Raw genomic sequence first — 760 nt, forward strand, 5'->3', positions numbered from 1 at the left:
CAACACGCAGCAACAGGCGGCGGCCCTGACATCATTTTCTGGGCACACGACCGTTTTGGTGGCTACGCAGAATCAGGGCTACTTCACGAACTTAATCCAAGTAAAGAATTCAAAGAAAAGCTTGTCGACTTCAGTTGGGATGCGGTGACAGTCAACGGTAAAGTTGTGGGCTACCCTCTAGCAATCGAAGCACCTTCTCTAATCTACAACAAAGACCTACTTCCAAACCCACCAAAAACATGGGAAGAGCTTGCTGACATTCAGAAAGAGATGGCTAAGCAAAACAAAAAAGCCATCATGTGGGATGTGAAAAATGCGTACTTCACGTGGCCGATGATCTCTGCTGGTGGTGCCTTTGCGTTTGAAAAAACAGCAACAGGCTATGACGCTAAAAGCACAGGTGTTAACAATGCAGCGGGTGTTCGCGGCCTTCAATTCTTAGTTGACATGGTAAACCAAGGGGTAGTTAACCCGAATATGGATTACTCAGTCGCAGAAGCAGAGTTCACCAACGGCAATGTGGCAATGACCATTAATGGCCCTTGGTCTTGGGGTAACTTAGACAAGCTTGGTGTTAATTATGGCGTTGCGGAGCTGCCGACATTAAATGGCGGTAAAGGTAACCCATTTGTTGGAATCCTAAGTGCGGGTATCAATGCTGCGAGTCCAAATACTGATCTTGCTGTCGAGTTCTTAGAGAACTACCTATTCCAAGACTACGCTCTGAAAACCATGAATGATGACAAGCCTCTTGGCGCGG

1 protein-coding gene is annotated in these 760 nt (G+C 47.0%); it reads left to right on the forward strand.

Annotated elements, in window-relative coordinates; translation table 11 throughout:
- A partial coding sequence (gene malE / locus AB4653_RS22425; RefSeq protein ID WP_372105375.1) for a maltose/maltodextrin ABC transporter substrate-binding protein MalE occupies positions 1 to 760 on the forward strand: 760 nt, incomplete at both ends.

It is taken from the genome of Vibrio sp. 10N.222.48.A3 (assembly GCF_041475345.1).
Lineage (GTDB): Bacteria > Pseudomonadota > Gammaproteobacteria > Enterobacterales > Vibrionaceae > Vibrio > Vibrio tasmaniensis_A.